The 25,774-nt window shown below is 68.1% G+C and carries 24 protein-coding genes and 1 pseudogene; 21 read left to right on the top strand and 4 right to left on the bottom strand.

From position 1 onward, the window contains the following. The first annotated feature begins 111 nt into the window (after window positions 1–111). The 21 genes and pseudogenes from ACZ7KI_RS02745 (at window position 112) to ACZ7KI_RS02845 (ending at window position 22,548) form a co-directional block, all read left to right on the top strand. Entirely contained in the window at window positions 112–1,230 is a 1,119-nt protein-coding gene (locus tag ACZ7KI_RS02745; RefSeq protein ID WP_470271522.1) for a glycosyltransferase family 4 protein, read from the top strand. Window positions 1,231–1,232: 2 nt separating this feature from the next. Then, window positions 1,233–1,475 (top strand): hypothetical protein, encoded by a 243-nt coding sequence (locus ACZ7KI_RS02750; RefSeq protein ID WP_470271523.1) that lies wholly within the window; start codon window positions 1,233–1,235, stop codon window positions 1,473–1,475. Then, window positions 1,388–2,335 (top strand): annotated as a pseudogene (locus ACZ7KI_RS02755) (glycosyltransferase); the annotation flags it as partial. The gene ACZ7KI_RS02750 and the pseudogene ACZ7KI_RS02755, both read left to right, overlap by 88 nt. 81 nt (window positions 2,336–2,416) lie before the next feature. Beyond that, window positions 2,417–3,187, top strand: coding sequence for an AfsR/SARP family transcriptional regulator (locus ACZ7KI_RS02760; RefSeq protein ID WP_470271524.1), 771 nt, complete (start codon window positions 2,417–2,419; stop codon window positions 3,185–3,187). A 71-nt stretch (window positions 3,188–3,258) separates the two neighbouring features. Continuing rightward, window positions 3,259–3,963, top strand: coding sequence for a demethylmenaquinone methyltransferase (locus ACZ7KI_RS02765; RefSeq protein ID WP_470271525.1), 705 nt, complete (start codon window positions 3,259–3,261; stop codon window positions 3,961–3,963). After that, the gene (locus ACZ7KI_RS02770) at window positions 3,960–5,246 is read left to right on the top strand and encodes a geranylgeranyl reductase family protein (RefSeq protein ID WP_470271526.1); all 1,287 of its coding nucleotides are present in this window, start codon (window positions 3,960–3,962) and stop codon (window positions 5,244–5,246) included. The genes ACZ7KI_RS02765 and ACZ7KI_RS02770 overlap by 4 nt, the downstream gene beginning before the upstream one ends. A 463-nt stretch (window positions 5,247–5,709) precedes the next feature. Beyond that, the gene (locus ACZ7KI_RS02775) at window positions 5,710–6,117 is read left to right on the top strand and encodes an NADH-quinone oxidoreductase subunit A (RefSeq protein WP_037308493.1); all 408 of its coding nucleotides are present in this window, start codon (window positions 5,710–5,712) and stop codon (window positions 6,115–6,117) included. A 6-nt stretch (window positions 6,118–6,123) separates the two neighbouring features. Then, the gene (locus tag ACZ7KI_RS02780) at window positions 6,124–6,672 is read left to right on the top strand and encodes a NuoB/complex I 20 kDa subunit family protein (RefSeq protein WP_005151847.1); all 549 of its coding nucleotides are present in this window, start codon (window positions 6,124–6,126) and stop codon (window positions 6,670–6,672) included. Between the two features lie 5 nt (window positions 6,673–6,677). Next, on the top strand, window positions 6,678–7,442 hold the full coding sequence (locus ACZ7KI_RS02785) for an NADH-quinone oxidoreductase subunit C (RefSeq protein ID WP_470271527.1): 765 nt from the start codon (window positions 6,678–6,680) through the stop codon (window positions 7,440–7,442). Then, window positions 7,439–8,809: an NADH-quinone oxidoreductase subunit D gene (locus ACZ7KI_RS02790; protein WP_470271528.1), complete on the top strand. Its 1,371-nt coding sequence runs from the start codon at window positions 7,439–7,441 to the stop codon at window positions 8,807–8,809. The genes ACZ7KI_RS02785 and ACZ7KI_RS02790 overlap by 4 nt, the downstream gene beginning before the upstream one ends. Further along, a complete protein-coding gene (gene nuoE, locus ACZ7KI_RS02795; protein ID WP_470271529.1) occupies window positions 8,806–9,678 on the top strand; it encodes an NADH-quinone oxidoreductase subunit NuoE in 873 nt (290 codons plus the stop codon). Before ACZ7KI_RS02790 ends, nuoE begins: the two co-directional genes overlap by 4 nt. Then, window positions 9,678–10,958: an NADH-quinone oxidoreductase subunit NuoF gene (nuoF, locus tag ACZ7KI_RS02800; RefSeq protein WP_470271530.1), complete on the top strand. Its 1,281-nt coding sequence runs from the start codon at window positions 9,678–9,680 to the stop codon at window positions 10,956–10,958. The genes nuoE and nuoF overlap by 1 nt, the downstream gene beginning before the upstream one ends. Next, window positions 10,955–13,426 carry an NADH-quinone oxidoreductase subunit G gene (locus tag ACZ7KI_RS02805; RefSeq protein WP_470271531.1) on the top strand — a complete coding sequence of 824 codons (2,472 nt, stop codon included), beginning with the start codon at window positions 10,955–10,957 and terminating at the stop codon, window positions 13,424–13,426. Before nuoF ends, ACZ7KI_RS02805 begins: the two co-directional genes overlap by 4 nt. An 88-nt stretch (window positions 13,427–13,514) precedes the next feature. After that, window positions 13,515–14,852: an NADH-quinone oxidoreductase subunit NuoH gene (gene nuoH, locus ACZ7KI_RS02810; RefSeq protein ID WP_470271532.1), complete on the top strand. Its 1,338-nt coding sequence runs from the start codon at window positions 13,515–13,517 to the stop codon at window positions 14,850–14,852. Next, on the top strand, window positions 14,839–15,387 hold the full coding sequence (gene nuoI / locus ACZ7KI_RS02815) for an NADH-quinone oxidoreductase subunit NuoI (protein ID WP_470271533.1): 549 nt from the start codon (window positions 14,839–14,841) through the stop codon (window positions 15,385–15,387). Before nuoH ends, nuoI begins: the two co-directional genes overlap by 14 nt. Further along, window positions 15,384–16,229 (top strand): NADH-quinone oxidoreductase subunit J, encoded by an 846-nt coding sequence (locus ACZ7KI_RS02820; protein WP_470271534.1) that lies wholly within the window; start codon window positions 15,384–15,386, stop codon window positions 16,227–16,229. The genes nuoI and ACZ7KI_RS02820 overlap by 4 nt, the downstream gene beginning before the upstream one ends. Further along, window positions 16,226–16,525: an NADH-quinone oxidoreductase subunit NuoK gene (gene nuoK / locus ACZ7KI_RS02825; RefSeq protein WP_061980060.1), complete on the top strand. Its 300-nt coding sequence runs from the start codon at window positions 16,226–16,228 to the stop codon at window positions 16,523–16,525. The genes ACZ7KI_RS02820 and nuoK overlap by 4 nt, the downstream gene beginning before the upstream one ends. 12 nt (window positions 16,526–16,537) lie before the next feature. Beyond that, window positions 16,538–18,436 carry an NADH-quinone oxidoreductase subunit L gene (nuoL, locus tag ACZ7KI_RS02830; RefSeq protein WP_470271535.1) on the top strand — a complete coding sequence of 633 codons (1,899 nt, stop codon included), beginning with the start codon at window positions 16,538–16,540 and terminating at the stop codon, window positions 18,434–18,436. Beyond that, window positions 18,436–20,034: an NADH-quinone oxidoreductase subunit M gene (locus tag ACZ7KI_RS02835; RefSeq protein ID WP_470271536.1), complete on the top strand. Its 1,599-nt coding sequence runs from the start codon at window positions 18,436–18,438 to the stop codon at window positions 20,032–20,034. The genes nuoL and ACZ7KI_RS02835 overlap by 1 nt, the downstream gene beginning before the upstream one ends. Before the next feature lie 3 nt (window positions 20,035–20,037). Continuing rightward, window positions 20,038–21,603 carry an NADH-quinone oxidoreductase subunit NuoN gene (gene nuoN, locus ACZ7KI_RS02840; RefSeq protein ID WP_465500706.1) on the top strand — a complete coding sequence of 522 codons (1,566 nt, stop codon included), beginning with the start codon at window positions 20,038–20,040 and terminating at the stop codon, window positions 21,601–21,603. A gap of 186 nt (window positions 21,604–21,789) precedes the next feature. Beyond that, a complete protein-coding gene (locus tag ACZ7KI_RS02845) occupies window positions 21,790–22,548 on the top strand; it encodes a Scr1 family TA system antitoxin-like transcriptional regulator (RefSeq protein ID WP_470271838.1) in 759 nt (252 codons plus the stop codon). Here the strand turns inward: ACZ7KI_RS02845 and ACZ7KI_RS02850 are convergent. The 4 genes from ACZ7KI_RS02850 to ACZ7KI_RS02865 are packed head-to-tail and all read right to left on the bottom strand — an operon-like array spanning window position 22,545 to window position 25,692. After that, window positions 22,545–23,300: an ESX secretion-associated protein EspG gene (locus tag ACZ7KI_RS02850; RefSeq protein ID WP_470271537.1), complete on the bottom strand. Its 756-nt coding sequence runs from the start codon at window positions 23,298–23,300 to the stop codon at window positions 22,545–22,547. The genes ACZ7KI_RS02845 and ACZ7KI_RS02850 overlap by 4 nt on opposite strands. Before the next feature lie 27 nt (window positions 23,301–23,327). Then, the gene (locus ACZ7KI_RS02855; RefSeq protein ID WP_470271538.1) at window positions 23,328–24,650 is read right to left on the bottom strand and encodes a PPE domain-containing protein; all 1,323 of its coding nucleotides are present in this window, start codon (window positions 24,648–24,650) and stop codon (window positions 23,328–23,330) included. Next, window positions 24,650–25,270: a DUF3558 domain-containing protein gene (locus tag ACZ7KI_RS02860; RefSeq protein ID WP_470271539.1), complete on the bottom strand. Its 621-nt coding sequence runs from the start codon at window positions 25,268–25,270 to the stop codon at window positions 24,650–24,652. Before ACZ7KI_RS02860 ends, ACZ7KI_RS02855 begins: the two co-directional genes overlap by 1 nt. Beyond that, window positions 25,270–25,692, bottom strand: coding sequence for a hypothetical protein (locus ACZ7KI_RS02865; RefSeq protein ID WP_470271540.1), 423 nt, complete (start codon window positions 25,690–25,692; stop codon window positions 25,270–25,272). The genes ACZ7KI_RS02860 and ACZ7KI_RS02865 overlap by 1 nt, the downstream gene beginning before the upstream one ends. Between the last annotated feature and the right edge of the window lie 82 nt (window positions 25,693–25,774).

Below are 25,774 nucleotides of genomic sequence, written 5' to 3' on the forward strand. Positions count from 1 at the left end.
CCTGACTAGTGTGGCCGAGCCTGGTTTCCGGAACACGACCACGAGATGACATGTCGTGGTGTTCCGTTTTTGTTGGCATGGGCGTCACAACCGGATGCGACAGTGTGCCTCGTGCGAGTCGCGATAGTCACCGAAAGTTTCCTGCCCCAGGTGAACGGCGTGACCAACTCCGTGCTCCGCGTCGTGGAACACCTCCGCGACCGCGCGCACGACGTGCTGATCATCGCCCCCGGACCGGGTCCCGTGGAGTACCTCGGCGCCCCGGTCGTGCGCATTCCCGCCCTCGACTTCCCCGGCGTGAACTCCCTCCCGGTCGGCGTGCCGACCCGGACGGTGCTCACCGCCCTCGCCGATTTCCGGCCGGACGTGGTGCACCTCGCCTCGCCGTTCGTGGTGGGCGCCCGCGGTCTCGCCGCGGCCAGACGGCTGCGGGTGCCGTGTGTCGCGGTGTACCAGACCGACATCGCCGGTTTCGCCGCCGCGTACGGCTTCGGCATCGCCGCCCGCGCGGCCTGGCGCTGGGTGCGCCGCCTGCACTCGCGGGCCGACCGCACGCTCGCGCCGTCGTCGGATTCGGTGGAGCAGCTGAGACTGCACGGCATCCCCCGGGTGCACCACTGGGCGCGCGGTGTCGACATCGAGCGGTTCTCGCCGGTGCACGCCGATCCCGCGTTGCGCGCCGAACTGGCGCCGAACGGGGAACTGCTGGTCGGTTTCGTCGGCAGGCTCGCGCCCGAAAAGGAGGTCGAGCGGCTGACCGCGCTCGCCGGGATCCCGGGGATCCGGGTGGTCGTCGTCGGGGACGGGCCGGAACTGCCGATGCTGCGCGAGCGGATTCCGGACGCCGCTTTCCTCGGCGCCCGATACGGCGTAGAGCTTTCCGCCGCGTACGCGAGCCTCGACGTCTTTGTCCACACAGGACCACACGAGACGTTCTGCCAGGCCGTCCAGGAGGCGATGGCGTCCGGGCTGCCGGTGCTCGCCCCGGACGCGGGCGGGCCGAAGGATCTGGTCCTGCCCGGCCGCACCGGCTACCTGTTGCCCGCCGACCGGGCCGGATTCGCGACGGCGCTGGTGGACAGGGTGAACGACCTGCGCGACGAAGCGTTGCGCGCCAGGTTGGGGGAGAAGGCGCGCAAGGTGGTGCTGGGCCGGACCTGGCCCGCCGTCTGCCGGGAACTGGTCGGCCACTACGAGGCCGTTCAGGGCAAGATCGCTCGCGCGGCGTAAAAATGCACATAGTCCAGCTGGCCAACTTCTACGGGCCACGCTCGGGCGGGCTGCGGACGGCGTTGCATCACCTCGGCGCGGGTTACGTGGCGAGCGGGCATCAGGTGACCCTCGTGGTGCCAGGGCGGCGCTACGCGGACGAGACACTGCCCTCGGGGGTCCGCCGATTTTCCCTGCCGCGCCCCAGATTCCCGGCACGGACGGGTATCGCGCGGTCGATCCGCACCGGGTGCGCGCGGTACTGAACCGGCTGGAACCGGACAGGCTGGAGGTGTCCGACCGGCTCACGTTGCGCGGCATGGGGGTCTGGGCGCGGCGCAACGGCGTGCCCAGCATGGTGATCTCGCACGAGCGGCTCGACAGGCTGCTGGAGCAGTTCCTGATGCCGGAACCCGTCGCACGACGCGTCGCGGACGTCGCGAACCGGCGGATGGCGCGGCGGTACGACACGGTCGTCTGCACGACGGCGTTCGCCCGCGCGGAATTCGACCGGATCGCCGCGCCGAACGTCCGCCGTGTCCCGCTCGGCGTCGACCTCACGACGTTCACCCCGGCCAGGCGGGACGACGGCTGGCGGCACGCGCTGTCCGGCACCGCGGACGCCCTGTTGGTCCACTGTGGACGCTTGTCGCCGGAGAAGCACGTCGAGCGCAGTGTGGACACCGTCGCCGAGCTGACCGAGTCGGGACATCGAGTGCGGCTCGTGATCGCGGGCGACGGGCCACGGCGGCGGGCACTGGAACGGCGGGCCCGCGGGCTTCCGGTGACGTTCCTCGGCTTCCTGGCCGGACGCGGTGAGGTCGCGCGCCTGCTGGCCAGCGCCGACGTCTCACTCGCGCCGGGGCCGCACGAGACGTTCGGGCTGGCCGCGCTGGAGGCGCTCGCTTCGGGAACGCCGGTAGTGGTCTCGGCGTCGTCGGCGCTGCGGGAGATCGTGCGCCCAGGTTGCGGCGAGGCCGTCGACGATCACGCCCCCGCCTTCGCGGGCGCCGTCACCGAGCTTTTGACGTGGCCGGAGACCACCCGGCGCGCCGCGGCGCGGGCACGGGCGGAGGAATTCGCCTGGCCGCGCTCGGTACAGGGAATGCTCTCCGCACTCACCTGATCACCAGGCTGGGAATTTGTATCTCTTTTGTACAACCGGCATTCATCGTCCCCACACGCCATCGAGCGAGAGGACGGCACGTTGAGGTTCGAAGTACTGGGAACGTTCACCATCTCTTCCGGTTCGCGGTCGGTTCCGCTGGGCGGCCGGATGAGAAGAACGCTGCTGGGCGTGCTGCTGGTCCGGGCGAACACCTTCGTGCCGGTCGACGTGCTGACCGAGGCCCTGTGGGAGAGCCGATGGGAACCGAGGGCGGTGCCGAAGCTGCACTGGCACGTCCACAAGCTGCGGCAGGCCCTCCCCGAAGACGACCGGATCGGCTTCGACAACGGCGGTTACCGGCTGGAGGTCCATCCCGGCGAACTCGACGTCGAGACCTTCGAGACGCTGGGCGGCCAGGCGCTGAAGGCCGCGGATCCCGCGCAGCGCGCCTCGTTGATCCGGCAGGCGCTCACCCACTGGCACGGCGCGCCCTACGACGGGCTCGACGTCCCGCTGCTTTCGGACGAGACCATGCGTCTCTCGGAGTACCGTCTGGTCCTGCTCGAAGAGCTCTACCAGGCGGAACTCGACCTCGGGCGGCACGCGAGCGCGGCCGTCGAGCTGGCCGGTCTGGTGCGGCGGCATCCACTGCGGCAGCGTGCCCAGTACCTCCTGATGGACGCTCTCTGGCGAGCCGGGCGCACGTCCGACGCCCTGTCCGCGTACCGGCGCGCACGCCGGGTCTCGGTCGATCAGCTCGGCCTCGAACCGGGGCCGGAACTGCGGTTGCTGGAGCGGAGGATCCTCGCCGGTGAAGCCGCGGGGGCCGGTGCGCACCGTGCCCCGGCGTTGCTGGACCGGGCAAGGTGAACCTACGGGGCGCCGCTTTGCTCCTGCTTGGCCGACGGCGCCCCTCAGGGTCCGCGAAGTAGTGTTCGAGTATGTCCCGAGCGAGTCTTGACAAGGATCCGCACGAAGTCGCCGCCATGTTCGACGACGTCGCGGACGGCTACGACCGCGCGAATTCGTTCATGACCTTCGGCTTCGACCGCCGCTGGCGCACCACCACCGCGCGGGTGCTGGACGCCAAACGCGGCGAGAAGGTGCTGGACCTCGCGGCGGGCACCGGCGTGTCCACCGTCGAGTACGCGCGCAACGGCGCCTGGTGCCTGGCCGCGGACTTCTCGGTCGGCATGCTCAAGGCCGGCAAGCATCGCGGCGTCCCGATGGTGGCCGCCGACGCGCTGAAGCTGCCGTTCGCGGACGACAGCTTCGACGCGGTGACCATCTCGCTCGCGCTGCGGAACTTCGTCGACACCAAGGCCGCGCTCACCGAGATCGCGCGGGTGGTCAAACCGGGCGGCCGTCTGGTGATCTGCGAGGTGTCGACGCCCACATTCCCGCCGATCCGGTTCCTGCACCGCAAGTTCGTCCTGCGGCTGCTCACCTGGGTCGGCAGCCGGACCTCGACGAACCCCGAGGCCTACTCCTACCTGGCCGAATCCATGCTGGCGTGGCCGGATCAGCGGACGCTCGGGGAGATCATCGCGAGCGCCGGATGGACCGAGGTGGAGTGGCTGAACCTCACGTTCGGCGTCGTCGCGATCCACCGCGCCAAAAAGCCCTCCGTAAACTCGCGGCCATGACACGTCGCAACGCTGACCACGACGCCGAAGTCATCGTCGTCGGTGCCGGACCGGCCGGCTCCACCGCCGCCACGTACCTCGCCCGCGCGGGCGTCGACGTGCTGCTGCTGGAGAAGACCGAGTTCCCGCGCGAGAAGGTGTGCGGCGACGGGCTGACCCCTCGCGGCGTCAAGCAGCTGATCGACCTCGGCATCGACACCAGTGAGGACGCGGGCTGGGTGCACAGCCGCGGTCTGCGGATCCTCACCGGCGAGCTGACCCTCGAACTCGACTGGCCCGACCTGACGAGCTACCCGCCCTACGGCGTTTCGCGGACCCGGCAGGACTTCGACGACCTGCTCGCGAAGACCGCGGTCAAAGCGGGCGCGCGGCTGTACGAGCGCACGACCGTCACCGGCGCGATCACCAGCTCGACCGGTCGTGTGATCGGCGTCGAGGCGAAGGTCGGCCCCGAGAAGACACCGGTGAGCTACCGCGCTCCGCTGGTGCTGGCCTGCGACGGCGTCTCGGCGCGGCTCGCGCTGAGCGTCGGCATCCAGAAGAACGAGAAGCGCCCGATGGGCGTCGCGGTCCGCCAGTACTACAAGAGCCCGCGCCACGACGACCCGTTCATCGAGGGGCACCTGGAGCTTTGGGACCGCAGCGACCCGCGCGACCCGAAGCTGCTGCCCGGCTACGGCTGGGCGTTCCCGCTCGGCGACGGCACGGTGAACGTCGGCCTCGGCATGCTGTCGACGTCGGCGGCGTTCCGCAGCACCGACTACCGCGCGCTGCTGCGCCAGTGGCTCGACGGGACGCCCGAGGAATGGGGCTACCGCGAGGAGAACGCCATCGGCAAGGTCGGCGGCGCCGGTCTCCCGATGGGCTTCAACCGCACCCCGCACTACCGCGACGGCCTGCTGCTGCTCGGCGACGCGGGCGGCATGGTCAGCCCGTTCAACGGCGAGGGCATCTCGGCCGCGATGGAGTCCGCGCAGCTGGCGTCCGAGTTCGTCGTGCAGGCCTTGGCGCGTCGCGAGGGACCGTCGCGCGAGCGGGCGCTGGAGGGCTATCCGCGTGCGGTCGGGGAGCTGATGGGCGGCTACTACCGGCTCGGCAACGTGTTCGCGAAGCTGATCGGGAAGCCGAAGGTCATGCACGCCGCGACGAAGTACGGGCTGCGGATCAACTCGATCCTTCCGCTGGTCTACAAGGGACTCTCGGGCTGCTACGACGCCAAGGGCGGTGACGGCGTCGACCGCCTGATCGCCGCGCTGGCCCGCGCCACCCCCTCCCCGCGCTGACGCCACGCATCCAGAGGACGAAATGCGGTGGGTCGGGGGCCGGGACCACACGTCTGGACCAGTCACGGGTACGCCGGGAAGTGGTATCGGTCACAGGACAAATGTGGTCAAACGGACCCGGGAAGCCGATCTTGAGAACGACGTCGCAGGTCACCGGTACCGCACGTCGGAAGTAACCGTACTGGCCGTGCGGCCAAGTTAGGGCAGCCTTATAGCACGGGGCCTAGGGACAAGAATGTGAGTCGCGTCCTACACTCGCCCCATGCTTTGTGAATCGCTTCACATCCTCGACGGGAGGCTTGTGAACTATTTCACAAGCAAGGGGGTCGTCATGCACGGCCCGTAAGGGTTGCCTAACCCTCGGCGGTGTGACCCAGGTCCCTTAGGGTGCCGACGAGGGAAGCGGTGAACCCCGACTCGAAAACCGCAGCGGCGCGGAAAGGATGGCGAAAACCCCGTGCTGATGTTGCCTGTGCTGGCCCAGGCCGGTACCCCGACGGTCCCCAATCTCGACATGTACCTCCCCCTGGTCCTCCTGTTCGTCCTCGCTCTCGGATTCGCGGTGCTCTCGGTGCTGCTCGGCCCGCTCGTCGGTCCCAGCCGTGCCAACAAGGCGAAGCTCGCGGCCTACGAATGCGGTATCGAACCGTCGCCGCAGCCGGTCGTCGGCGGCGGCCGGATGCCGGTCGCGTACTACATCACCGCGATGCTGTTCATCCTGTTCGACATCGAGATGGTCTTCCTCTACCCGTTCGCGGTCTCCGCGGACGCGCTGGGCATGTTCGGCCTGGTGGAGATCGTGCTGTTCATCGCGACGGTCGGTTTCGCGTACGCCTACGTATGGCGTCGCGGCGGCCTGGATTGGAACTAGAGAAGCATGGGCCTCGAAGAAAAACTCCCCAACGGCATCCTGCTGGCCAGTCTCGAAGGCCTGGTGAACTGGGCCCGCAAGAACTCGATGTGGCCCGCCACCTTCGGCCTCGCCTGCTGCGCGATCGAGATGATGACCGTCGGCGGTTCCCGCTACGACATCGCCCGGTTCGGCATGGAGCGTTTCAGCGCGACGCCGCGCCAGGCGGATCTGATGATCGTCGCCGGCCGCGTCACGCAGAAGATGGCGCCGGTGCTCCGCCAGATCTACGACCAGATGGCCGAGCCCAAGTGGGTGCTGGCGATGGGCGTCTGCGCCTCCTCCGGCGGGATGTTCAACAACTACGCCGTGGTGCAGGGCGTCGACCACATCGTCCCGGTCGACATGTACCTCCCCGGCTGCCCGCCGCGGCCCGAGATGCTGCTCGACGCGATCCTGAAGCTGCACGCCAAGATCCAGGACGAGCCGATCAACGCCCGCCGGGCCGCGATCCGCGCCGCCAGTGGTGAGCGCACCGAGCTGATCGCCTCCTCGATCAAGTACGCGAAGAAGTGAGCGACGTGCCCGAAGAAAACTCCCCAGAAACCCCGGAGACCGGCGGCGAGCAGTCCAGCGCCGACCGCCCCGAAGGCGGCCTCGAACCGCAGGGCGCCCGCCCGGCCGAACCGGTCGTCACCGGTAAAGAGCGCCAGGGCATGTTCGGCGTGCACGGCACCGGTGACACCTCCGGCTACGGCGGCGTCCGCCTCCCCGCGTACAGCCCGCCTCCGGCGGAGCGCCCGTACGGCGGCTGGTTCGACGAGTTCGCCGACGAGTTCTACGCGGCCTTGGCGGACAACAAGATTCCGGCGAACGCGATCCTGCAGACGACGGTCGACCGCGGCGAGATCACCTTCTACGTCGCCCGCGAGCACCTCGTCGAGATCGCCAAGGTCCTGCGCGATGACACCGGTCTCCGCTTCGAACTGCTCAGCTCCGTCTCCGGCGTGGACTACGGCGTCGACGTGCCGCAGCGGCTCCACTCGGTCTACCACTTCACGTCGATGACCTACCGCCGCCGCATCCGGCTCGAGGTCACCCTCGACATCGAAGACCCGCACGTCCCGTCGCTGGTCGGGGTCTACCCGACCGCCGACTGGCAGGAGCGGGAGGCGTACGACATGTTCGGCATCGTCTACGACGGCCACCCGGCGCTGACCCGCATCCTCATGCCGGACGACTGGGACGGCCACCCCCAGCGCAAGGACTACCCGCTCGGCGGGATCCCCGTCGAATACAAGGGCGCGGAAATCCCGCCGCCGGACCAGCGGAGGTCTTACTCGTGAGCACCGAAAACCTCAGCGACGTCACGACCGGCACGGACACTTCGCCTGAGGGCAGCGACAGCGTCCCCGAAGCCGACTCGCGTGACACCACCGAAGGCCGCGTCTACACCGTCTCCGGCGGTGACTGGGAAGACCTCATCGAGGACTCCCGCCACGACGAGCGCATGGTCATCAACATGGGCCCGCAGCACCCGTCGACGCACGGCGTGCTCCGGCTCGTGCTGGAGATGGAGGGCGAGACCGTCACGCAGCTCCGCTCGGTCATCGGCTACCTGCACACCGGGATCGAGAAGAACTGCGAGTACCGCACGTGGACCCAGGGCGTCACCTTCGTGACGCGCATGGACTACCTCGCGCCGCTTTCCACCGAACTCGCGTACTGCCTCGGCGTCGAGAAGCTGCTCGGCATCCAGGCGCCGCGCCGCGCCGAACTGCTGCGCGTGATGCTGCTGGAGATCAACCGCATCGGCTCGCACCTGGTCTACATCGCCACCGGCGGCATGGAACTCGGTGCCACCACGGCGATGACGCTTGGTTTCCGTGAGCGCGAAGAGGTCCTGCATCTGCTGGAGCACCTCACCGGCCTGCGGATGAACCACGCGTTCATCCGGCCCGGCGGGCTCGCGCAGGACATGCCGGACGACTACCAAGAGGTGGTCAGCGCGTTCGTCAAGACGATGGACGAGCGGCTTCCCTTGTACGACAAGCTCTTCACCGGTCAGCCGATCTGGCGCAACCGGCTCAAGGGCGTCGGCTACCTGCCGGTGGACGCGTGCCTCGCGCTCGGCGTCACCGGCCCGGTGCTGCGCAGCGCCGGTCTCCCGTGGGACCTGCGCAAGACCGAGCCGTACTCCCGCTACGACGAGTTCGAGTTCGACATCCCGACCTCGACCGACGCGGACTGCTGGGCGCGCTACCTGATCCGCGTCGAGGAGATGCACCAGAGCCTGCGGATCATCAAGCAGTGCCTCAAGAAGCTCGAGCCGGGCCCGGTCATGGTCGAGGACAAGAAGGTCGCCTGGCCGGCGCAGCTCTCGCTCGGCAGCGACGGCCTCGGCAACTCGCTCGAACACGTCCGCAAGATCATGGGCCAGTCGATGGAATCGCTGATCCACCACTTCAAGCTGGTCACCGAGGGCTTCAAGGTCCCGGCGGGCCAGGTGTACACGACGGTGGAATCGCCGCGCGGCGAACTCGGCGCGCATCTCGTGTCCGACGGCGGCACCAGGCCGCTGCGGGTCCACGTGCGCGAACCGAGTTTCGTGAACCTGCAGTCGATGCCCGCGATGGCCGAAGGCGGCCTGGTGGCGGACGTCATCGCCGCCATCGCCTCGATCGACCCCGTCATGGGGGGAGTGGACCGTTGAGCACCCAGCCCGGAACGACACCGACGCCCGAGCCCGGCACCAGCCTGGCCGAGCAGACCCACATCGCCGCCGGCGGTGACGTCGACGTGATCGCGATCGCGCCGGATCCCGCCGAGGCGGAGGGGATCCTGGAGAACACGAAGCTCGAAGACATCTTCGACGCCGACACCTACGCCAAGGCGCGGAACCTGATCTCGCGGTATCCGCAGTCGAGGTCGGCGCTGCTGCCGATGCTGCACCTGGTGCAGTCGGTGCAGGGGTACGTGAGCCAGGAGGGCATCGCCTTCTGCGCTGCGCAGCTCGACCTGTCCGACGCCGAGGTCAGCGCGGTCGCGACGTTCTACACCATGTACAAGCGCCGTCCCTGCGGCGAGCACTTGGTCAGTGTGTGTACGAATACGCTCTGCGCGGCCATGGGCGGCGACGCGATCTACAAGAGGCTCCAGACGCACCTCGGTTCCGAGGAAAAGCCGTTGGGGCACAACGAGACCGCGGGCACGCCGAACGAGCCCGGTTCGATCACGCTGGAGCACGCCGAATGTCTCGCGGCCTGTGACCTCGCCCCGGTCATCCAGGTCAACTACGAGTACTTCGACAACCAGACCGAGGACAAGGCCGTCGCGCTGGTCGACGCGTTGCAGGCGGGCAAGAAGCCCGCCCCGACGCGCGGCGCGCCGCTGACGAACTTCAAGGGCGCCGAACTGCAGCTCGCCGGGTTCTTCCCGGAGGACGCGCAGCAGTACCGCACGGACGTCGACGGTCCTTCGCAGGCCGTCGAGACCCTGCGGGGCGCGCAGGTCGCGCAGGACCGCGGCTGGACCGCGCCCGCGATGAAGGACGTCCCACTGCCTGAAGTGGAGAAGAAGTAATGGCCGACCCGATCACCCCGGTCCTCACGAAGCGCTGGCTTTCGCCCAATTCCTGGACGATCCAGTCCTACGAAGCCCTCGAGGGCTACACCGCGATCCGCAAGGCGCTCAAGGCCACTCCCGAGCAGATCGTCCAGCTGGTCAAGGACTCCGGCCTTCGCGGCCGGGGCGGCGCGGGCTTCCCGGCCGGCATCAAGTGGTCCTTCATGCCGCCGAACGAGGACAAGCCGCACTACCTCGTCATCAACGCCGACGAGGGCGAACCGGGTACCTGCAAGGACATCCCGCTGATGATGGCGGACCCGCACTCGCTGATCGAGGGCTGCATCATCGCCTCGTACGCGATGCGTTCGCACCACTGCTTCATCTACGTCCGCGGCGAGGCGCTGCACTGCATCCGCCGTCTCAACGCGGCCGTGCGCGAGGCGTACGAGGCGGGCTACCTCGGCAAGAACATCCTCGACTCCGGATTCGATCTCGACATCACCGTGCACGCGGGCGCCGGGGCGTACATCTGCGGCGAGGAGACAGCGCTGCTGGACTCGCTGGAAGGCCGTCGCGGTCAGCCGCGGCTCAAGCCGCCGTTCCCGGCCGCCGCTGGGCTCTACGCCGCGCCGACCACGGTGAACAACGTCGAGACCATCGCCAGCGCGCCGTACATCGTCAATGGTGGCTCGAGCTGGTTCCGCGAGATGGGCCGCGAAAAGTCACCCGGCCCGAAGATCTACTCGATCTCCGGTCACGTCGAGAAGCCCGGCCAGTACGAATGCCCGCTCGGCACCACGCTGCGCGAACTGCTCGACATGGCGGGCGGCATGAAGGACGGCATCCCGCTCAAGTTCTGGACGCCGGGTGGTTCGTCCACACCGATGTTCACCGCGGAACACCTCGATGTTCCGCTGGACTTCGAAGGCGCGGCGGAAGCCGGGTCGATGCTAGGCACGACGGCCGTGCAGGTCTTCAACGAGACCGTTTCCGTGCCGTGGGCCGTGATGAAGTGGACGCAGTTCTACGAACACGAGTCCTGCGGCAAGTGCACGCCGTGCCGCGAGGGCACCTACTGGCTCGCGCAGATCCTGGAGCGCATGGTCGAGGGTCACGGCACCGAAGAGGACATCGACACCCTGCTCGACGTCTGCGACAACATCCTCGGCCGCTCGTTCTGCGCGCTCGGCGACGGCGCGGTCTCGCCGATCCAGAGCGGGATCAAGTACTTCCGCGAGGAATTCCTCGCACTCTGTGAAACCAACAAGCGCGAACTGGTGGGGGCGCAGGCATGACGATCGCACCCGACAAGCCCGAGACGTCCACAGAGGACATTCCGGTACCCGAAGGCCACGTCAAGCTGGTCATCGACGGTGAAACGGTCATCGCGCCCAAGGGCGAGCTGCTGATCCGCACCGCCGAACGGCTCGGCACGGTCATCCCGCGCTTCTGCGACCACCCGCTGCTCGACCCGGCGGGCGCCTGCCGCCAGTGCCTGGTCGAGGTCGAAATGGGTGGCCGTCCGATGCCGAAGCCGCAGGCCTCGTGCACGATGACTGTCGCCGACGGCATGGTCGTCAAGACCCAGCTGACCTCGGCCGTCGCGGACAAGGCCCAGCAGGGTGTGATGGAGCTGCTGCTCATCAACCACCCGCTGGACTGCCCGATCTGCGACAAGGGCGGCGAATGCCCGTTGCAGAACCAGGCGCTCGCGCACGGCCGCGCGGACTCCCGCTTCGTCGACACGAAGCGGACGTTCCCGAAGCCGCTGCCGATCTCCTCGCAGGTGCTGCTGGACCGCGAGCGTTGCGTGCTCTGCCAGCGCTGCACCCGGTTCTCCCGCGAGATCGCCGGTGACCCGTTCATCGAGCTGCTCGAACGCGGCGCACACCAGCAGATCGGCACCGCCGAGACCGCCGACGTGCTGGACCTGGCTTCCCGGACCACCTCCGGCCAGCCGTTCCAGTCGTACTTCTCCGGCAACGTCATCCAGATCTGCCCGGTCGGCGCGCTGACGTCGGCCGCGTACCGGTTCCGTTCGCGACCGTTCGACCTGGTGTCCGCGCCGAGTGTGTGCGAGCACTGCTCGTCCGGCTGCGCCGAGCGGACCGACTTCCGCCGCGGCAAGGTCATGCGGAAGCTCGCGGGCGACGACCCCGAGGTCAACGAAGAGTGGATCTGCGACAAGGGCCGCTTCGCGTTCCGTTACGCCACGGCCGAGGACCGCATCCGCCGTCCGCTGGTCCGCAACGCCGACGGCGTGCTGGAAGAGGCTTCCTGGACCGACGCGCTGCGCGCGGCCGCGACAGGGCTGGCCAAGGCGCGTGACGGCAAGGGCGCCGCGGTGCTGACCGGTGGGCGTCTGACCGTCGAGGACGCCTACGCGTACTCGAAGTTCGCGCGGATCGCCTTGGGCACCAACGACATCGACTTCCGCTCCCGCCCGCACTCGGCCGAGGAACTGAGCTTCCTCGCCGCGCATGTGGTCGGGACGACGCCGGAAAGCGGCGTCACGTTCGGCGAGATCGAGCGGGCGCGCACGGTGCTGTGCGTCGCTTTCGAGCCCGAGGACGAGGCGCCGATCGTCTTCCTGCGGCTGCGCAAGGCGGCTCGCAAGAACCGCACGCGCGTTGTCCACTTGGGACAGTGGACCACCTCGTCGGTCAGCAAGACCTTCGGTGAGCTGCTGGCCTGCGCGCCGGGCGCCGAAGCCGTCGCGATCGACGGCATCGCGCAGCACGCGCAGGACGTCGACCAGGCGCTCATCGCCGAAGGCTCGGTGATCCTGGTCGGCGAGCGGGCCGCCGAGGTCCCTGGCCTGTTCTCGGCCCTGCACCGGCTGGTGGAGCGCACCGGCGCCCGGCTCGCGTGGATCCCGCGACGTGCGGGTGAGCGCGGTGCACTGGCGGCGGGCGCGGCGCCGACGTTGCTGCCCGGTGGCCGTCCGGTCACCGACGCCGCCGCGCGCGCCGAAATCGAAAAGGCCTGGGGCGTCACGCTTCCCGCTACGGAAGGCCGCGACACCACCGCCATCCTGAAGGCCGCTTCCGGCCAGGACCTCGACGGCCTGCTGGTCGGCGGGGTCGACCCGGACGACCTGCCGGACCCGGATCTGGCCCGCCGCGCGCTGGAGAACGCGAAGTTCGTGGTGAGCCTGGAACTGCGGCACAGCGCGGTCACCGAGCACGCGGACGTGGTCCTCCCGATCGCCCCGGCGGTCGAGAAGGCGGGCAGCTATCTGAACTGGGAAGGCCGCCGCCGCGAGTTCGCCGTCACCCTCGAAGGCACCGGCGCGCTGCCGGACTGCCGGGTGCTCGACACCCTCGCCGTCGAGATGGACGCCGACATCTTCACGCAGACCCCGGCCGCTTCGGCCGCCGATCTGGCGAAGCTGCCCGGCAAGACCGAGCCGTCGACCTTCGAGTCGGTGTCGGCCTCCGCCGCCGCGATCGCGAGCGACGGCCAGGTTCTCCTCGCCACCTGGCGCCAGCTGATCGACAACGGTTCGCTGCAGGACGACGAGCCGCACCTCAAGGGCACACAACGCGAGGTCGTCGCCAAGCTCTCGGCGAAGACCGCCGAAGGTCTGGGCAAGACCGTGAACGTCTCCACCGAACGCGGCTCCATCACGCTGCCGGTCGAGGTCGCGGACCTGCCGGACGGCGTCGTGTGGCTCCCGGGCAACTCCGACGGCTCAGCCGTCCGCGCCTCCCTCGGCGCTGGACACGGCTCGGCCGTCACCCTCACCAGGGCGGAGGCGTGAGTTCGATGTTGCTTTGCTCAGGCGACCGAGCACGACGCCGCACTCCGTCGACCCCAGTGCGCGGCTTTGAAGAATGCCGAGGTGAGAAGTGACTCCGTTGCTCAGCCAGATGCCGGACGCCGCCGAGCGGGCGGCGCTGCTGGCCGACGACCCGTTGTGGCTGGTCCTGATCAAGACGGTCGTCATCCTGCTGATCGGCCCGATCCTGACGATCTTCCTGATCGTCTGGGAGCGCAAGGCCGTCGGCCGGATGCAGAACCGTCCCGGCCCCAACCGCGTCGGTCCCGGCGGCTACCTGCAGTCCCTCGCGGACGCGATCAAGCTGCCGTTCAAGGAACAGATCATCCCGGACACCGCCGACCGCAAGGTGTACTTCCTCGCGCCGGTGATCTCCGCGGTGCCGGCGCTGATCGCGCTGGCCGCGATCCCGTTCGGCCCGGTGGTCTCGATCTTCGGTGAGCGGACCGTGCTCCAGCTGGTCGACCTGCCGGTCGGCGTGCTGGTGATCCTGGCCTGCTCCTCGATCGGCGTGTACGGCCTCGTGCTGGCGGGCTGGTCGTCCGGTTCCCCGTATCCGCTCCTCGGTGGCCTGCGAAGCGCGGCTCAGGTGATCTCCTACGAGATCGCGATGGGTCTGTCCATTGTGGGCGTCATCCTCTACGCGGGTTCGATGTCGACCTCGGCGATCGTCGAGTCGCAGCAGAGCGGCTGGTACTTCTACCTGCTGCTGCCGAGTTTCGTGATCTACCTGATCTCCATGGTCGGTGAGACCAACCGTGCCCCGTTCGACCTCCCCGAGGCCGAATCCGAGCTGGTCGGCGGTTTCCACACCGAGTACAGCTCGATGAAGTTCGCGATGTTCTTCCTCGCCGAGTACGTCAACATGGTGATCGTTTCGGCGTTCGCGACGACGTTGTTCCTCGGTGGCTGGAAGTTCCCGTTCGTCGGCGCCGACCACGCGCTGAACCAGGGCTGGCTCCCGCTGATCTGGTTCTCCGCCAAGCTGTTCATCCTGCTGTTCGGCTTCATCTGGCTGCGCGGCACGCTGCCCCGGCTGCGGTACGACCAGTTCATGCGGCTGGGCTGGAAGGTACTGGTCCCGGTCAACCTGGTCTGGATCGTCGTGATCGTCACGGTCCGCGCGATCAAGAACTCGGGTGGGCTGAGTACACCGCAGATCCTCATCGGCGGCGGCGCGCTCATTCTCGTCGTCGTCATCCTGAGCCTGCTGCTGCCGGACAAGAAGGTCCCGGACGACGACTACGTCCCGGTGACCGGTGGCGGGTTCCCGGTACCGCCGCTCGATCTGCAGGTTCCGGAGAAGACTCCGCGTCAGAAGGCCATCGCGAAGGCCGAAGCCCGGGCTGCCAAGCGCAAGCCCGCGGCGGTTTCCAGTGGAAGGGAGGCCGGCGATGGGGATGTTTGATCCCATCAAGGGTTTCGGTGTCACCTTCGGGATGATGTTCAAGAAGGTCGCCACCGAGGAGTACCCGGAGGCAGGCGCCCCCGCCGCTCCGCGCTATCACGGCAGGCACCAGCTGAACCGGCATCCGGACGGGCTGGAGAAATGCGTCGGCTGCGAGCTGTGCGCGTGGGCCTGCCCGGCGGACGCGATCTTCGTCGAAGGCGGCGACAACACCGAAGAGGCGCGTTACTCGCCCGGTGAGCGGTACGGCGCCGACTACCAGATCAACTACCTGCGCTGCATCGGCTGCGGGTTGTGCGTCGAGGCCTGCCCGACCCGGTCACTGACGATGATCAACTTCTACGAGCTGGCCGACGACGACCGGCAGCGGCTGATCTACACCAAGGAAGACCTCCTCGCGCCGCTGTTGCCGGGCATGGAGCAGCCGCCGCACCCGATGCGGCTCGGCGAGAACGAGCAGGACTACTACGTCAACGGTCCCGAGCTGGCGCGCAAGCAGCCCACCGGGGCCACCGAAGCGGAGGCCGTCCAGTGATCACGGCTTTCCTCGCCCAGACGGACGTTTCGGCCGGGATCACCACCGGCGAGACCATCGCCTTCTGGGTGCTCGGTCCGCTCGCGCTGCTCGGCGGGCTCGGCATGATCTTCTCCCGCAACGCCGTGCACTCGGCGCTGTGGCTGGTCCTCACGATGCTGTGCCTCGGCGCGCTGTACATGATCCAGCAGGCGCCGTTCCTCGGCTTCACGCAGATCATCGTCTACACCGGCGCGATCATGATGCTGTTCCTGTTCGTGCTGATGCTGGTCGGCCGGGAGAGTTCCGACTCGGTCGTCGAAGTACTGCGCGGGCAGCGGGTCATGGCGACCCTGCTCGGCATCGGCGTCGGCGGGCTGCTCGCGGCGGGGCTCGCCCGCTCGCTGGCCAACGTCACCCCGGCGATGCCGCTGAACCCGGCGAACCTCGACGGCGGTGGCCCCGGCGGCCTGGGACGGCTCATCTTCACCAAGTACCTCTTCCCGTTCGAGCTGACGTCGGCACTGCTGATCACCGCCGCGCTCGGCGCGATGGTGCTCGCCTTCACCGACCGGCACGCCAAGGGCGGAAAGAAGTCGCAGAAGGAACTCGTCATCGACCGGTTCACCGGCAAGCACGACCGGCCTTCGCCGCTGCCCGGCCCGGGTGTCTTCGCCACCGCCAACTCGATCGCCACCCCGGCGCTGCTGCCGGACGGCTCGATCGCGCCGGAGTCGCTCTCGGACATCATCGAGTCGACTTCGGCCTCGCGGCTGGAAGACGAGCGCAAGCAGGTCGCCGGAACCGAGGACGGCCCGGACGCCCACGCGCTCGTAGGGAAATCTGAAGGGGAGAAGGAATGACCCCGACGTACTACCTGCTCCTGTCCGCGCTGCTGTTCACCATCGGCGCGGTCGGGGTGCTGGTGCGCCGCAACGCGATCGTCGTGTTCATGTGCATCGAGCTGATGCTGAACGCGGCGAACCTGTCGCTGGTCACGTTCGCCCGGATCAACGGGTCGCTCGACGGACAGGTGATGGCGTTCTTCGTGATGGTCGTGGCCGCCGCCGAGGTCGTGGTGGGACTGGCGATCATCATGGCGATCTTCCGCACCCGGCGCTCGGCCTCGGTCGACGACACCAACCTGCTGAAGTACTAAGGGAGCACGGAGTTGACCGCATCATCGTGGCTGCTGGTGGCCTTCCCTGCCCTCGGCGCCCTTATTCTCCTGCTGGCCGGTAAACGGGCCAGGGGCTGGGGACACCTCCTCGGCAGTGCGACCGTCTCACTGTCCTTTGTGTACGGCCTGATCCTCTTCTTCACGGCCGACACGAAGAACGTCGCGGACGTCAAACTGTTCTCGTGGATCCCGGTTTCGGCGCTGCAGGTCGACTTCGGGCTCCGGATCGACGCGCTGTCGCTGACGTTCGTGCTGCTGATCACCGGCGTCGGCATGCTGATCCACTTCTACTCGATCGGCTACATGGCCGAGGACCGCGACCGGTCACGGTTCTTCGCGTACCTCAACCTGTTCGTCGCCGCGATGCTGATCCTGGTGCTGGGCAACAGCTTCGTGACGCTGTACCTCGGCTGGGAGGGCGTCGGTCTCGCGTCGTACCTGCTCATCGGCTGGTACCAGGACCGCCCGTCCGCCGCCACCGCGGCGAAGAAGGCGTTCCTGATGAACCGCGTCGGTGACGTCGGGCTCGCGCTGGCGATCTTCCTGATGTTCAAGTACGTCGGGAGCACCGGTTACGCCGAGGTCTTCGGCGCGATCGACAAGATCCCGACCGGCGCGATCACCGCCATCGCGATCCTCCTGCTGCTGGGCGCCTGCGGTAAGTCCGGTCAGTTCCCGTTGCAGGCCTGGCTTCCCGACGCGATGGAGGGCCCGACCCCGGTCTCGGCCCTCATCCACGCGGCGACGATGGTCACCGCCGGCGTCTACCTGGTCGCCCGCGCGCACGAGATCTTCAACGCCACCCCGGACGGCAGGCTGATCGTCACCCTCGTCGGTACGGTCACGCTCTTGATCGGGTGCATCATCGGTTGCGCCTACGACGACATCAAGAAGGTCCTGGCGTACTCCACGGTCAGCCAGATCGGGTACATGATGCTCGCCGTCGGCCTCGGGCCGATCGCCTACGCGCTCGGCATCATGCACCTGGTCGCGCACGGTTTCTTCAAGGCGGGGCTGTTCCTCGGGGCCGGTTCGGTCATGCACGCCATGAACGACGAGGTCGACATGCGGAAGTACGGCGGGCTGCGCAAGCACCTGCCGGTCACCTTCTGGACCTTCGCGCTCGGCTACCTCGCCCTGATCGGCATCCCACCGCTGTCCGGCTTCTTCACCAAGGACGCGATCATCGAAGCGGCGCTGTCCCAGGGCGGCTGGCGCGGCTGGGTGATGGGCGGCGCGGCACTGCTCGGCGCCGGGCTCACCGCGTTCTACATGACGCGCCTGATGGTGATGACCTTCTTCGGCAAGGAACGCTGGAAGGAGATCAAGTCCAGCGACGGCCGCGACTTCCACCCGCACGAATCGCCGGCGGTGATGAAGTGGCCGATGATCATCCTCGCCGTCGGTTCGGTCGGCGCCGGTGCGTTCTTCGCACTCGGCGACCGGTTCGCCGAATGGCTTTCGCCGGTGGTCGGCCCCCTCGAAGAGGGTGGCCACAGCGTCATCCCGCACGCGCTGGTCCCGATCCTCACCGTGGCGCTGTCCGTTCTCGGCGCGGTGGCCGCGTGGCTCTTCGTCGGCCGTAAGGACGTTCCGGTGGAACGGCCCGAGCGGGTCTCCGCCGTGGTCAAGGCCGCGCGCAACGACCTCTACGGCAACACCCTGAACGAGACGCTGGTCGCCCGTCCGGGCACCTGGCTCGCCCGCGCGCTGGTCTACGTGGACAACCGCGGGGTCGACGGCGCGGTCAACGGCCTCGCCGCCGCGCTCGGCGGCGGATCCGGGCGCCTGCGCCGCCTGCAGACCGGCTTCGTCCGCTCGTACGCACTGTCCATGCTGGGCGGCACATTCCTGCTTCTGGCGGCACTTCTGCTGGTGAGGTTCTCCTGATGACCTGGGTACTCGCAACCATCCTGCTGCCGCTCGTCGGCGCCGCGGTCGTCGCGGGGATGAAGAAGAACGACAGGCTGGCGACGCTCACCGCGCTCGTGGTGTCGCTCCTGACGTTCCTGCTGGTGATCCCGATGTGGGCGAGCTACACGCCCACGGGGGACCGGATCCAGCAGAAGTCCTCAATGGACTGGATTCCGAACTTCGGCATCCACATCTCCTTCGGCATCGACGGCATCGCGCTGGTGATGATCGCGGTCATCGGGCTGCTCGTGCCGATCGTGGTCGGCGCGCTGGGCCTGACCGACAAGCTCCCGGCCGGGCGCTCGGCGGGCGGGTTCCTCTCGCTGATCCTGGTGCAGGAAGCGCTCACCATCGGCGTCTTCGCCGCGACCGACGTCTTCCTGTTCTACGTGCTGTTCGAGATCATGCTGATCCCGATGTACTTCCTCATCGGCGGCTACGGCGGCGCGAACCGGCAGTACGCGGCGGTCAAGTTCTTCCTCTACTCGTTCCTCGGCGGCCTGATCATGCTGGCGTCGGCCATCGGGGCGTACTCGATGGCGTCGGACGAACTCGGCAAGGGCACCTTCGACTGGGAAACGCTCGTCACGGTCGTCCGCGACGCCCCGCTGGGGACGCAGATCTGGCTGTTCATCGGGTTCTTCCTCGCGTTCGCGATCAAGGCCCCTTTGGTGCCGTTCCACACCTGGCTCCCGGACGCCGCGGGCCAGGCGCCCATCGGCGTCGCGGTGCTGCTGGTCGGTGTGCTGGACAAGGTCGGCACGTTCGGCTTCCTGCGCTACTGCCTCCCGATGTTCCCGGAGGCCAGCAAGGAACTCGCGCCGTGGGTGCTGGTGCTCGCCGTCGCGGGTGTCCTTTACGGCTCGATCCTCGCGGCCGGGCAGCGCGACATGAAGCGCTTCATCGCTTACGTGTCGATCGCCCACTTCGGGTTCATCGCTCTGGGCATCTTCACCTTCAACGAGCAGGCGATGGTCGGCTCGGTGTCGTACATGCTCAACCACAGCCTCGCCACCGGCATGCTGATCGTGGTGGTCGGCCTCATCGTGATGCGCGGTGGATCCACCAGGATCTCGGACTACGGCGGCATGGCGAAGGTGACCCCGCTCCTGGGCGGGATGCTGCTGATCGCCGGTCTGTCCACTTTGTCCCTTCCCGGCACCAACTCCTTCATCAGTGAGTTCCTGGTGCTGCTGGGGTCCTTTGTGGACTACCCGGTGTACACGATCATCGCGACGGTCGGCATGGTGCTGGCCGCGGCGTACGTGCTCTGGCTCTACCAGCGCGTCATGCAGGGCCCCGTCCGCGGTGACGCTGTGTTGTTGCCGGCCCCGACGGGGCCTCCCACCCCGACCAGCGTGGGGTCACCTAGCACTGTCAGCACGGCTATCGAACCCGAATTGGGTACGACCAGGGCGACCAAGGCCATCAAGGACCTCGGCGGCAGGGAGATCGCGATCCTGGCGCCGATGGTCGTGTTGATCATCGCGCTCGGTTTCTACCCCAAGCCGGTGCTCGACACGATCACCCCGTCGGTGCAGGCGACGATGTCGTCCGTGCAGGGAGGCAAGTAAACCGTGCTCTTCTTGACTCAGGCGCCACCGGTGCAGGTGCCGTCGATCGACTACTTCGCCGTCACGCCGATCTTGATCATCCTCGGCGCGGCGTGTGTCAGCGTGCTGTTCGAGGCCTTCCTGCCCAAGCACATGCGGTGGCCGTCGCAGGTCTTCCTGTCCCTGCTCGGGATCGGGGCGGCCGGCGTCTTCCTCGCCTGGTACGCCAGTTCGTCCGCCCCGAAGAACGGCATCACGACCTTCAGCGGCGCGATCGCCGTCGACCGGCCGTCGCTGTTCCTGTGGGGCACGCTGCTGGCGCTGGCGCTGGGCGCGGTACTGCTGATCGCCGACCGCTCGGTCGAACCGGGCGGCGCGTTCGTCGCGCAGGCGGGCATCCGCCCCGGCACGCTGCAGGACCGTGCGCAGGTCGGCACCACCGGCATGCAGACCGAGGTCTTCCCGCTGACGTTGTTCGCGCTCGGCGGCATGATGTCGTTCGTCGCGGCCAACGATCTGCTGACCATGTTCATCGCGCTCGAAGTGCTGAGCCTGCCGCTGTACCTGATGTGCGGTCTCGCGCGACGGCGTCGCCTGCTCTCGCAGGAATCCGCGGTCAAGTACTTCCTGCTCGGCGCGTTCTCGTCGGCGTTCTTCCTCTACGGACTCGCGCTGCTGTACGGCTACGCGAACTCCGTGAAGCTGTCGGACATCGCCAACGCCGCCGCCGGTTCGGACCGCTCGGACACCCTGCTGTTCGCCGGGCTCGGGCTGCTCGCGGTCGGCCTGCTGTTCAAGGGTTCGGTCGGTCCGTTCCACACCTGGACCCCGGACGTCTACCAGGGCGCGCCGACCCCGGTCACCGCGTTCATGGGTGCCTGCACCAAGGTCGCCGCGTTCGGCGGGATCCTGCGGGTGTTCTCGGTGGCGTTCGAGTCGACCAGCTGGGAATGGCGCGGCGTGCTCTGGGGCGTCGCGATCATCTCGATGCTGATCGGCGCGGTGCTGGGGCTCACGCAGACCGACGTGAAGCGCATGATCGCCTACTCGTCCATCGCGCACGCCGGGTTCCTGCTCGTGGGTGCGATCGCGATGACCGAGGAAGGCCTGTCGAGCACGCTGTTCTACCTGCTGGCCTACGGTTTCACCACGCTCGCCGCGTTCGGTGTCGTCTCGCTGGTGCGGGACTCGAACGGCGAGGCGACGCACCTGTCCGCGTGGGCGGGCTTGGCGAAGCGGTCACCGGTGCTGGCCGGGGTGTTCACCTTCCTGCTGCTCGCACTGGCCGGTATCCCGCTCACCAGTGGGTTCGTCGGCAAGTTCGTGGTGTTCTCGGCGGCACTGTCCGACGGGATGGCGCCGCTCGTCGTCGTCGCACTGGTCTTCAGCGCCGTCGCCGCGTTCTTCTACCTGCGGGTGATCGTGCTGATGTACTTCTCCGAACCGGCACCCGACGGCCCGACCGTCACCGTGCCCGGCGCGTTCACCACCACCGCGATCACCATCGGCGTCATCGTCACGCTGGTGCTCGGCCTGATCCCGGCGTTCGCCCTCGACTGGGCGGGCTCCGGCGGTTTCGCCCTCAAGTAGTTTTGCTTTGCGCGTGAAGGCCCCTTCCCTCGGCTGAGCTGTGGGGAGGGGCCTTCACGCGCATCGGGTACTGAATTGCCGGGCCGCACCTGGCAAGTTTTCGTCATGCCGAAGCCGAAACCCAGCCCCCAGGCACGGGCACTCGCCGAAGGACTTCGAGTCGCGCGGAAGATCAGCAGACTGGCCATGACCGAAGTGGCCGACAAACTGGTCTGGTCGCAGTCGACGCTCAGCCGTCTCGAAACCGGACTACGCGCCGCGTCCACCGAAGAGGTGTCGGCACTGCTCGCGGTCTATCAGATCACTGGCGAGCAAAGGGAAGTACTGATCGAACTGGCTCGCGACGCCGACCGCCCCAACTGGCTGGAAACTCGTGACGCAGAGGTGCCGTGTCAGGTGAAAACCCTTGTGCAGTACGAACTCGAAGCCACCAAGATCGTCGAATCCAGTACCGCGTTGCTTCCCGTGCTGCTGCAGACACCTTCGTACGCGAGGGCCGCGCTGACCGCGGCCGACGTCTCCGCCGCTGCGCTCGAAGCGCGAATGGACTTACGTCAGGACCGCCAGAAGGTGCTGGACCGGAAGAATCCGCCGAGGCTGGTCGCGTTCCTCGACGAGGGAACCCTGCGGCGGCAGATCGGCGGCGAACGGATCATGGCCAACCAGCTTCGGTACCTCCTCGCGCTGGCGCGGCGGCCGACTGTCGAACTGCGTGTCTTCCCTTTCGATGTCGGCGGCCATCCCGGGATGTGCGGCGGCTACGCTCTGCTCGAGTTCGCGGACGGCCGTCCGCTGGTGCGGCTGGAACACCGGTGCGCCGGGGTGTTCCTGCACCAGCCCGAGGACGTCGAGCCTTACGAGCGGGCGACAGTGCGGTCGACCGCGGTGGCGCTGGACCCGGGGCGGTCAGTGAGCTTGATCGAGAGCCTGGTGCCGCTGGTCTAGTGGTCGAGGCTCGCCCGCAACGCGGCGACCTTCTGGGCCAGCAACGTGGGTTCACCGGGCAGGACGGTGATGTACCGGTTCGTGGACGAGCCGGTCACGTGCATGGCCACCCGCCCTGCGTCGATGTCCAGATACGTCAGACCGTCGGTGGCTTCGACGCGCTTGCCGCCATCGGGCCGCTTGGCCGCGGCGAAAAAGCCGACACCGAAGTACGGCTGATCGAAGACCTCGTCCAGCTGCCGGGCATCGCGGCTCCGTGACTCGGCTTCGTCGTCGTAGAGGCCACTTCCGGCACCGGGCTTGAAATCGTCCTGTGGCAAGGAGAACGGTGCGAACCGCGCGGGCGGGTACTCGGGCAGGTTCAGCACGAGCGCCGCCGCGCGGTCGTCGGTCCGCACACCCTTCAGCCAGACCCGGTTGCCCTGACAGATCGCGGTCACCGCGGCACGACCACGCACGGCGACCAGGATGCTGTACTGCTCCGCTTCCGTCCGCACGGTCGCGTAGTACTCGGAATTCGGCCGGTCGAGGATGTGCAGGACGTCCTCGAAGTCGCTCGTCAACCGCTTGCCCTCGGTGAAGCCGAGCCCGCCCAGCTCCTCGAACGCCGCCCTGTCTTCGCCGTTTCGCGACGACGGCGGGATGTACCGCAGGCCGCCCGCGAAGATCAGATGCGGATCTCCGCAGCCGGCGTGACGGAACGCGGTCAGCAAGGTGTCGAGCGTGATCTCGACCGGGCGCGCGAGCACCACGTTTCTCCCTCCCCTGAGACTGTGGCGCTACTTCTTCTTTTCGCCGATCACCGGCGGCATCGGCTTCTCGATGTAGCCGCCGAAGGTCTCGTCCGGATCCGGGTTCTGGAGGTACGCCGGAGCCTTCTTCTCCTTGTCCTCCTCGCCCTTCCCGCGGGCGCCACCGGGCGCCATCGGCATCCCGTTCGCCCCGCCACGACCGGCGGCACCGGCGGATCCCGCCGTGCCTCGGCCACCCATGGGCTGACCAGGCGTCCCAGCGCCGCTCCGACCGCCCGCACCGGGCTGCCCGGTGCCGCCCGGCCCGCCGGGGACACTGCCGCCCCGGTAGCCGCCGCCCGGCGACCCGGGCCCGCCGACGGTCCGCCCGCCGGGTCCATTGGTGGACCCCGACCCTCCGCCGGTACCCGGACCGAACGAGGGGTACCCGGGCGGGAAGGTGCCTGGCTGGTTGAAGGTGTTGATGGGCTTGCCGGTCGGCCCGAAGTCGACGTTCGCCGCGGGCGGTACGACCGGGTTGACCTGAGGCGGCGTGTACGAGTTCGCGCGGGTTCCGTCGTCAGGTGCCGGAAGGTGCGTCACGGGCTGGACCGGCTGCGAACCACCCTGTCCGGGCTGCGGCCCGCTCACGGGACCGCCCGTCCCCGGCCCACCTGTGCCTGGCCCACCGGTGCCGGGACCGCCCGGCCCCGGTGTCCCCGTGCCTGGTCCACCGGTCCCGCGGTACGGCTCGCCGGTCCCGGGGTCACGCCCGTCGGAGCCGTCGCCGAAGCCCTTGACCGGCGGCCTTCCGGAGCTCCCGTCGTCCATCGTGATAGTGCCGCCGGGGTCGTTGAGCTGCGCGTACTGGGCGGGCAGCACGTCACCGTTGGAGGTGCTGGCCGAGTGATAGGTCGCGAAGGTGTCGATGTTGTGCTGGCTGTCGGCCTGGTAACCCTTGACCTTGTCCCAGTAGCCACGGCCGCCGTCGCCACCCTGGCCGACAAGCATTCCCATGACGTCCTCGGCCGTGGGCGCCGGCTGTTCCGGCGGGACCGGCTTGACCGAGTTCTTCGCCGAGCCGAAGGCGTCCATCTGCGCTGAGATGGCGCTCTGGGCGACCGCCAGATGCATCGCGTCGTCCATGGCTGCCTCGACGACGGGCCGCGTCGCGTCAGCGGCAGCGGTGCCCGACGCGCCTTGCCAGCCGGCCACGGACTTCTGGGCGAGCGCGGTGAGCTTTTGGGCGCGCTCGTGGTGCTTGGCGGTCAGGTTGAAGGCGCGCAACTGGGCCTCGGCGAGTGAGTCGGTGCCCACACCACCGGTGACCTGCTCGTAGATCTGGGCGGCGGTGAGCGGTCCTGCCGTCATCAGTTGCCCCCTCGGATCGTGGCCAGCACCCTGATAGCGCCTTCACGAGCGGCGTTGCAAGGGTCTTTCTTGCCGACGTTCGCCTCGGATTGTGTTGATGCGATGCTGACGGTTTCGGTGTCGCTGATTCCAAGCGACACTGAGCAAGCGCCCTCGGCGCGACGGTCAGTGACGCCGTAGGCGGTCACGGGGTACCCGTCAAGTGGTTCGAGTGGTTCGACCAGTTTGTAGGCTTTCCCCTTGGCCGCGTAGACGCTAGCCGTGCCACCATCTGGAGAGCTGCCAAAGATCACGTGGACGCGGGGACGGGTGGTGGAGGGAATGGACCACCGGCATGCTGGGCCAGCCGAGCCGTCGGGACGAGGCACGGTTTCAGTGTTGGGCCCTAGAAGTTCTTCGACCTGAGTTTTGGTGAGCGCGGCGCAAGGGTCTTGTTTGAACCGTGTTACATCGATTGGGTGCTCGACCTTGGGGACACCTGATGGCAAGCCAACTGAACTCGAAGGTCCGGAGTTCGGTCCGCCGCTGGTGGGTGTGGGGCTGCCGTCGACGGTGGGTGTCGAACACGCGGAGAGAACAGCGAGCGCGGTCACGCTGAGGAACAGGGCGGTGCGTCGCATCAGGTGAGGCCTTCTGGTTGCTGGTTGATGACGTTCTTGGCTTGTTCGTCAGCCGTGGCGTACTTGCCGAGAGCGGTGACGTACTTCTTGGCCATGTTCTCGCAGTAGGCGATGCGCTCGGTGAGGGCTTTCATGAGCGCAGCGCCGGAGTGCTGGGTGACCGTGGCATTATCCCCGCTCGCGTACTCACGACCTGGTGGCTGGACCTTGGCAATGACCTCGGCATCCTCAAGGTCATCTGTGTACTCCTGGGCCAGGGCAGACCACTCTTTAGCCAGTTCGTGAAGGGTCGCCTCGTCGTACTTGAACCCCGCACCCTCCGCGAGCGGCGTCCCGTAGGAGCCGCCTGTCGGTGGGGCTTTACAGACCACGTTGGGGTTGGAGCCCGGGTCGTAGGTCGGCTGACCCTCAGGCATGGCCATGCACCCCTGCCACCCCGAACCGATCCCCGTTGACTGGGCGAACCCGCCCCGAAGTCACCGTCGTCATATGCCCCTCCCGTGG

Source organism: Amycolatopsis sp. NPDC039088 (genome assembly GCF_055598845.1).

Bases quoted from the DNA above. Each gene is read 5' to 3' on its own strand.
- ACZ7KI_RS02750 (WP_470271523.1), top strand. From the start codon at position 1,233: ATGCACATAGTCCAGCTGGCCAACTTCTACGGGCCACGCTCGGGCGGG.
- ACZ7KI_RS02765 (WP_470271525.1), top strand. From the start codon at position 3,259: ATGTCCCGAGCGAGTCTTGACAAGGATCCGCACGAAGTCGCCGCCATG.
- ACZ7KI_RS02770 (WP_470271526.1), top strand. From the start codon at position 3,960: ATGACACGTCGCAACGCTGACCACGACGCCGAAGTCATCGTCGTCGGT.
- ACZ7KI_RS02775 (WP_037308493.1), top strand. From the start codon at position 5,710: ATGTTGCCTGTGCTGGCCCAGGCCGGTACCCCGACGGTCCCCAATCTC.
- ACZ7KI_RS02780 (WP_005151847.1), top strand. From the start codon at position 6,124: ATGGGCCTCGAAGAAAAACTCCCCAACGGCATCCTGCTGGCCAGTCTC.
- nuoF (WP_470271530.1), top strand. From the start codon at position 9,678: ATGGCCGACCCGATCACCCCGGTCCTCACGAAGCGCTGGCTTTCGCCC.
- ACZ7KI_RS02805 (WP_470271531.1), top strand. From the start codon at position 10,955: ATGACGATCGCACCCGACAAGCCCGAGACGTCCACAGAGGACATTCCG.
- nuoI (WP_470271533.1), top strand. From the start codon at position 14,839: ATGGGGATGTTTGATCCCATCAAGGGTTTCGGTGTCACCTTCGGGATG.
- nuoK (WP_061980060.1), top strand. From the start codon at position 16,226: ATGACCCCGACGTACTACCTGCTCCTGTCCGCGCTGCTGTTCACCATC.
- ACZ7KI_RS02835 (WP_470271536.1), top strand. From the start codon at position 18,436: ATGACCTGGGTACTCGCAACCATCCTGCTGCCGCTCGTCGGCGCCGCG.
- ACZ7KI_RS02845 (WP_470271838.1), top strand. From the start codon at position 21,790: ATGACCGAAGTGGCCGACAAACTGGTCTGGTCGCAGTCGACGCTCAGC.
- ACZ7KI_RS02855 (WP_470271538.1), bottom strand. From the start codon at position 24,650: ATGACGGCAGGACCGCTCACCGCCGCCCAGATCTACGAGCAGGTCACC.
- ACZ7KI_RS02860 (WP_470271539.1), bottom strand. From the start codon at position 25,270: ATGCGACGCACCGCCCTGTTCCTCAGCGTGACCGCGCTCGCTGTTCTC.
- ACZ7KI_RS02865 (WP_470271540.1), bottom strand. From the start codon at position 25,692: ATGGCCATGCCTGAGGGTCAGCCGACCTACGACCCGGGCTCCAACCCC.